Source organism: Megasphaera sp. SW808 (assembly GCF_012027795.1).
In the GTDB taxonomy this organism is placed as follows: domain Bacteria; phylum Bacillota; class Negativicutes; order Veillonellales; family Megasphaeraceae; genus Megasphaera; species Megasphaera stantonii.
Window position 1 is genome coordinate 23131 of the sequence record NZ_SJOT01000031.1, and the last position, 6563, is coordinate 29693.

The window sequence follows — 6563 nt, forward strand, 5'->3', positions numbered from 1 at the left end:
TATGAAGAACAAAAAATGGCTGGCGGCGGCACTGATTGCGGTCATGCTGACGGCGGGATGCGGCTCAAAGGATACGAAATCCATCGTATGGCATTCCAGCGAATCGTCGAAAATCGTCAAACAGATTCAGTCCGATACGTCGCTGACGAAGGATCAGCAGGAATTTTTCCAATCCCTCGCTAAATCGCGAGATCAGAAGGCCTATGAAGGAAAGACCGTCGGCGAAATACTCGACGTGTACGCCAAGTGGAAGGCTCAGGTTGAAAAGGACCGGGAGCAGATGAACCAAACGCTGCAGGTATCCGTCGTCGATAAGGTGAGCCTCGACCAGAACGCCTCGGCCGGACGCATGCATCCGCAGATACAGTTCGATATTTCCATCGCCAACGTATCGCAAAACGATATTCAGACCTTCAAAGGGCGGTTCATCGTTTCCGATGCGTCGGGCAATGAATTGTTCCGCGCCGATTATCTGGACACGATGCCCGTCATGGCCGGCGTAACGAGGACCGATACGATTTACACCGATATAAACGACACGAACGAAAAAGAAGTCAAAGCCTATGATTCTCCTCTCAGCGACCTCAAGGTCACCTGGGAGCCGACGGCGATGAAGTTTATGGACGGCACGCGCATCGGCGAAGATAAGAATGAACTGCGGTAGCGCGGCATAGAGGAAACGGCACGATACACAGGGACTGGGGGATCTTCCCCTGCTGTGTTTCGTGTCGTTTTTTGTGTGTGATACAATAGAGATACGAATTACGAGATGAGGAGGCTGGCTATGCGGACCAGTTATGTGTTGAATCACTATATGGACGAAGCGGCGGCAAAGATAAGGAGGATTGCCCATGAGGCCCGTTACCTGTCGGTCAACGGCACGCTGATGCTGCAGGATTATCCCTTTTGGCTGTATCATGCCATATTTGCCGATTATTCGACGATCTCTTTTTTGGCCAAGTGCATGTCCGATATCGATTATTTTGATTTGCGACCCTTGTATTGTATTTTGCGGTCTTCCCTGGAGAAATACGCCGACCTGGCGAATTTATGCGCCAAGGGACGGACCTATGAATGGTATTTGTGGTACTTGAACTTCGAGTCCAACGCCATGGAAGCCTATACGGCCGGCGACAGCCGGGAAGGGGCGTCGCTGCGCCGGAAGGCCGACTCGTATAAGCGGCAATTCATGGAGCGATGGGAGATTTCCCGCTGCAACCGCCTGACGCGGTATTACGTACTGGGGGACTTTAATCAGCTCATACAAGGCGGCGTCTCTACGGATATCGTCCAGTTCAACCGCAGTCTTTCGAAAATCGACTCGAAATGCAGCCAGATACTGCATAACAACGTGACCTTTGCGGCACGGCATAACCGGGAGGAAATCAAAGATATCCTGACGTATATACACTACATCATGTGGACGTCCCAATGGATGCTGCCGCGGTTTTACGCCTGGAATCTGCCGGAACTACAGGAAGGCTTGGCACGGCTGCAGCAGGCCATCGACTGTATTCACCAGGGGAAGGGGTTTATGGAGTAGGCTTATTCGGCCTTGGTGGAGCGCAGGAAGAGCTGCTCCAGCATGGCGTGGGGGTCCTTGCCGAGCTTGACGATGCTGTACAGGACCTGCGTAATGGGCAATTCGACGCCGACTTGTCTGGAAAGGTCTACGAGAGCCTCTGTTGTATAAACGCCTTCAGCCAGCTTATGAAACGGTTTTCCTTGGATGAAATCTTCGCCGAAGAGGCGGTTGTTGCTGTGGGCCGAAAAGAGCGTCGCTTCGTAATCGCCTAAGTGGCTGAGGCCGTAGACGGTCATGGCATTGCCGCCCAGTTTTTCAATCAGGACGGACAGCTCGTGAGTGCCTCTGGCCATGAGTGCCCCTTTGAGGCTCGTAAGGCCTGCGCCGTCGAGCATGCCGGCGGCGATGCCCATGACGTTTTTGGCAGCTGCCCCGATTTCAATGCCCAAAAGGTCTTGTCCGTAGTAGAAGCGGATGAGGGGGCTGGTGAAGACGTCGACGAGGCGGCGCGTCAGCTCCATATCGCGGGAGGCCATGACCATGCAGTTCGGCATGCCGGCGACGAAGTCCTGTACGTGGCCCGGGCCGACCCAGACGGCGGTCTGCACGTCGGGCCCCAGCTCTTCCTCCATGACTGTCGTGAGGCGCTTGCCGCTGCCGATTTCAAGGCCCTTCATGGCCAGGACGAAAGGCAGGGATGGGGAAAATTCCGTTTCCCGAAGCTGTCCGGCGAAGGAGCGAAGCTGCTGGGCGCTGATGGAAATGATGCAGACGTCGGCCTTATGCAGGGCGTCGGCCAAATCATCGGTCAGGGCGATAGACGAGGGCAAGGTCAGGTATTCGTTTTTTCCCGTGCAGCGAAGGGTTTCCAGATTGCGGGACGACGGGCGGCCCCATAAGGTGACGGTGTGGCCGATGCGGTCGGCGTACCAGGCGTGGAAAGCACCCCAGCGGCCGCAGCCTAAGACGGTAATATTCATGAGTGTCCTCCTGATAGATTTTTTTCCATTATACCATACTTACATAGGCGTTACAGCGTGAAGCGTGGTGTAAATGTTTTATGTTTACAGATTATAACGCACATACATAAAATATATTAGGAAAATCTGGCGATGATATTTACTAACTTACGAAAATGTAGTACGGTTATACAAAAGCATAAAAGCGTTTAACGCGAGCACGATGAAGTGTACACTGTTCATCGTGCTCGTTTTCGTTTAAGGGGGCGAAACATGTGGTTGTCACAGTAGGGTTTTTATATGCTAAAAGTCAGAAAGTATACAAGATGCAGTGCCTGACAGGAACGCAGGGCTTTGACAGCCGTGTTTCGTGGATACACATTATAGAAAACAAGGAATCCGCTTTGTTTTTACACGGCGGGGAACTGGTGTTTTGCACGGGGAGTATCTATAACGGCGAAGAGTGGCTGCTGGATTATATCAAGAAGTTACAGAAAAGCAGAGCTAGCGGATTGGTGATCAACATCGGCCCTTTTATACGTAGCGTTCCGAAATCCGTCGCGGCGTTTTGCGAACAACGCGGATTTCCCCTGTTCGTTATTCCGTGGAGCGTGCGGTTAGTCGATATTACCCGTTATTTATGCCAGTTTATCATTGAAGAGGAAACTAGAGAACAACAATTTCTCCAATATTTCCTGTTTATTCTCATGCATCCGGGACAGTGCGGCAATGCTTGCCGAGCCCTGCGGACGTACGGCATAGATATCGATAAGGCCTTCCGTGTTTTCGTCGTCCGTCCGGCAGAACGCCGCCGTCTCGACGAGGCGGCGGCGCAGATGAGCGCTTGCGAGCCCGACGTCCACGTTTTGACGTACGGCGACGCTTTGGTATGCGTAGCGCCGGACGAAGGCGAATCAAACGCATGGAGCAGGGCCTGGGAATGGCGTGAATACTTTCTGAGCCGAGACCTTTCCGTTACGATTTGCGTCGGCTCGGCCGTACCTTCTGTCGAACGGTTGTCTGAAAGCTATACGCGGGCGTCAGCTATGACGGCTCTCGTTTCGGAAACGCGGCCTGTCGTACAATATGAGCGCGTCGGCGTGTATAAGCTGCTGCTGGACGGTCCTTCACCAGGCACGCTGCGGCAATTTTACGACGATACGATGAAAGGGCTGGACGAATACGACGCCGCTCATCATTCGTCGCTGGTGGAGACTCTGGAATATTACCTGTCTCATCGCTGCAGTATTAAGGATACGGCAGTTCACGAAGTGGTTCACCGCAATACGGTGCTGTATAAACTGAATAAGATAGAAACTATTACGGGGAAGAAACTAAACGAAGAAGAAGATAAGCTGGATATTCTCATCGCGCTGAAAATCAAGAAGCTGTTTTCCATACAGAAAGACGGATGAATCGGCGCGTGATAGTATACATCATCATTATAGGCAGGGGGAGTTTGGTATGTTTACGTATGAAATGCCGACGAAATTGTATTTCGGGAAAGGATGCGTTGCCCAATCCGTGGCAGATATGGCGGCGCTGGGCAAGAAAGCCCTGATCGTTACGGGACGCAGTTCGGCGAAGCGAAACGGATCGCAGGACGCTGTCGTCGCCGTACTGGAATCGGCAGGCCTCGGCTGGGTCCTGTTCGACGAAGTAGAAGCGAACCCGTCTGTCGAAATCGTGCGGAACGGCGCGGAGCTAGGGCGGAAGGAACAGGTTGACTTTGTCATCGGCATTGGCGGCGGTTCGCCTATGGACGCAGCTAAAGTGATCGCCTTATTATGCACGAACGATTTGGACGACGAGATACTGTTTACAGGGCCGTACGGAGCGCCGCCCCTGCCTATTGTCACCGTTCCTACGACGTCTGGCACGGGCAGCAAAGTGACGAAAATCAGTATCCTGACCAATCATAAGTCCGGCACGAAGCAGGGCGTCAAATCGCCGATGCTGTATCCGAAGCTGTCTTTGGCCGATCCGTCCTTTACGATGGGCGTACCGGAACACGTGACGATCGACACGGCTATCGACGCCTTGTCTCATGCGATAGAAGGCTATATGGCGAAGGATGCGACGCCTGTCAGCAACGTATGGGCTGAAGAAGCCCTGCGCTTTTTCGGCCTTCATCTGACGCAGCTGCGCGGCACGCTGTCCTATGCCGTCCGCGAAGACCTCATGTATGCTTCGACCTTGGCGGGCATCGTCATTTCCCAGGCTGGTACGACGCTGGTACACGGCATGGGATATTGCCTGACGTATTACAGGGGTTTTTCGCATGGCCGGGCCAACGGCTTGCTGCTGCCTCAGTACATGAAACTCATGGAAGAATCCATGGCCGATAAAGCCCAGCGCGTATGGGAATTGCTGGGATTTGCCGGCTCCGATGACTTCGAAGCATTTATGAAAGATCTCATGCCCGATACGGTCACGCTGTCTGAAGAAGAAATTGAGAAATTTACGACGATGGTCATGAAGACGGCTTCCGTCAAGGCGACGTCGTATGATGTGACGGCAGGCGTCGTAGCCCGTATATACGCTCATATATCTAAATGACGGCTTGACGGCGTTTGCCCGGCCGGGGTTATGGGAGGTGCGAAGGATTATGGCTATATGCGAAACCATAAACGCAGATGTATTGCAGTGTACTGAATCATTTTCGAGGCGTCCTATGTGGGCGCAGGTCGATTTGGATGCGGCGGCGTATAATATGCAGCATATTCGGCGTCTTGTCGGCGCCCATACGCTGATTATGGCCGTCGTCAAAGCCGACGCGTACGGATGCGGCGCCGTGGCGATGGCCCGCGTGTTTTTGCAGAACGGCGCGGACCAGCTGGCCGTGGCCTGTCTGGACGAAGCCGTCGAGCTGCGCCGCGCCGGTATTACGGCCCCTATCTTGGTGTTGGGACATACAGATGGGCGGCGCGCAGCGGAAGTCGTGGGCTATCATATCGATGTGGCCGTGTTTCATTACGACGACGCAAAGCTTTTTTCGCAGGAAGCCGAACGGACGCAGCAGACCGTGCGATTCCATATTGCCGTAGACAGCGGTATGGGACGTATCGGCTACAAGCTGTCGGAACGAAGCGTCGAAGAGATAAAGCGCATCAGGGCTCTGCCCTGTGTGATGATGGAAGGGATATTTACGCATTTTGCCGTGGCCGACGACGCGGCAGACGACGCCTGCGCGTACACGAAGGAGCAATTCTTTCAGTTTACACAGATGTACCGCTGGCTGTGGGAAGAAGGCGTGTCATTCCGCTTCCGTCATTGCGATAACAGCGCCGGCGTCCTGGCGTATCCGGCGTTTTTTTGCAACATGGTGCGTCCCGGTATTATTCAGTACGGCTATAATCCCTTCGGTGCGGCGCGTCCTCCGGAGTTTGTACCGCATCCCGTCATGTCCCTGCGCTGCTGTATTACCCATGTGAAGCGCCTGGAAGAAGGAGAGACCGTAGGATACGGCCGCAGGTTCAGGGCGCGTCGTCCTACCTTGGTTGCCACCTTGCCGTTAGGCTATGCCGACGGATATTCCCGCCTCCTGTCCAACCGGGCCGACGTATTGGTACGGGGACGGCGCGTCCCTCAAATCGGCAATATCTGCATGGATCAGTGCATGATAGACGTTACCGATATTCCTGACGTGCGCGTAGGCGACGAATGCGTGTTGTTTGGTCGTCAGGGAAACGAATATATTGGAGCGGACGAGCTGGCACGCATCATAGGGACGATACCTCATGAAGTGCTCTGCAATATCGGCCGCCGCGTCCCCCGCGTATATGTCGAAAAGGGCCGTTGCGTCGGCCGGACGGAATATTTGTTTCAAACGCAGCGCGTTTAGCTTTAATGAACTGCCGCGTTCGTATTGCGCGAAAGAGATGCGAGCCCCTTCGGTTCGAAAGAATGGGAACTGTTAGGTTCACTTTAAAACAAATGTTTGAAAATAAAGAAATGCAATAAAAAATGTTTAATATATTCGATTATTGTGCATGTACACAACAAAGTTTATAGTTTTGTCATATTGTTTTATCGTATGGCCTATGACATAATAAACCCAAGAAAAAGCAACGGCGCTT

At 53.2% G+C, this 6563-nt stretch carries 6 protein-coding genes; 5 read left to right on the top strand and 1 reads right to left on the bottom strand.

The window, feature by feature from the left end; genetic code table 11:
* Position 1: 1 nt before the first annotated feature.
* Both E0L13_RS10365 and E0L13_RS10370 read left to right on the top strand, forming a co-directional pair.
* Entirely contained in the window at positions 2 to 664 is a 663-nt protein-coding gene (locus E0L13_RS10365; RefSeq protein WP_168062214.1) for a hypothetical protein, read from the top strand.
* A gap of 120 nt (positions 665 to 784) precedes the next feature.
* Positions 785 to 1543: a hypothetical protein gene (locus E0L13_RS10370; RefSeq protein WP_168062216.1), complete on the top strand. Its 759-nt coding sequence runs from the start codon at positions 785 to 787 to the stop codon at positions 1541 to 1543.
* Positions 1544 to 1545: 2 nt separating this feature from the next.
* Here E0L13_RS10370 and E0L13_RS10375 read toward each other — a convergent pair whose 3' ends face one another.
* On the bottom strand, positions 1546 to 2505 hold the full coding sequence (locus tag E0L13_RS10375) for an NAD(P)H-dependent glycerol-3-phosphate dehydrogenase (RefSeq protein WP_168062218.1): 960 nt from the start codon (positions 2503 to 2505) through the stop codon (positions 1546 to 1548).
* Between the two features lie 254 nt (positions 2506 to 2759).
* Between E0L13_RS10375 and E0L13_RS10380 the strand changes: the two genes are divergently transcribed.
* The 3 genes from E0L13_RS10380 (at position 2760) to alr (ending at position 6328) form a co-directional block, all read left to right on the top strand.
* A complete protein-coding gene (locus tag E0L13_RS10380; protein ID WP_168062220.1) occupies positions 2760 to 3899 on the top strand; it encodes a PucR family transcriptional regulator in 1140 nt (379 codons plus the stop codon).
* A 49-nt stretch (positions 3900 to 3948) separates the two neighbouring features.
* Entirely contained in the window at positions 3949 to 5043 is a 1095-nt protein-coding gene (locus tag E0L13_RS10385; RefSeq protein WP_168062222.1) for an iron-containing alcohol dehydrogenase family protein, read from the top strand.
* Positions 5044 to 5158: 115 nt separating this feature from the next.
* A complete protein-coding gene (gene alr / locus E0L13_RS10390) occupies positions 5159 to 6328 on the top strand; it encodes an alanine racemase (protein WP_240924723.1) in 1170 nt (389 codons plus the stop codon).
* The last annotated feature ends 235 nt before the right edge of the window (positions 6329 to 6563 follow it).

What these genes read in the sequence shown, in the direction of transcription:
- E0L13_RS10365 (WP_168062214.1), top strand. Translation starts at nt 2, where the DNA reads ATGAAGAACAAAAAATGGCTGGCGGCGGCACTGATTGCGGTCATGCTG.
- E0L13_RS10370 (WP_168062216.1), top strand. Translation starts at nt 785, where the DNA reads ATGCGGACCAGTTATGTGTTGAATCACTATATGGACGAAGCGGCGGCA.
- E0L13_RS10375 (WP_168062218.1), bottom strand. Translation starts at nt 2,505, where the DNA reads ATGAATATTACCGTCTTAGGCTGCGGCCGCTGGGGTGCTTTCCACGCC.
- E0L13_RS10385 (WP_168062222.1), top strand. Translation starts at nt 3,949, where the DNA reads ATGTTTACGTATGAAATGCCGACGAAATTGTATTTCGGGAAAGGATGC.
- alr (WP_240924723.1), top strand. Translation starts at nt 5,159, where the DNA reads ATGTGGGCGCAGGTCGATTTGGATGCGGCGGCGTATAATATGCAGCAT.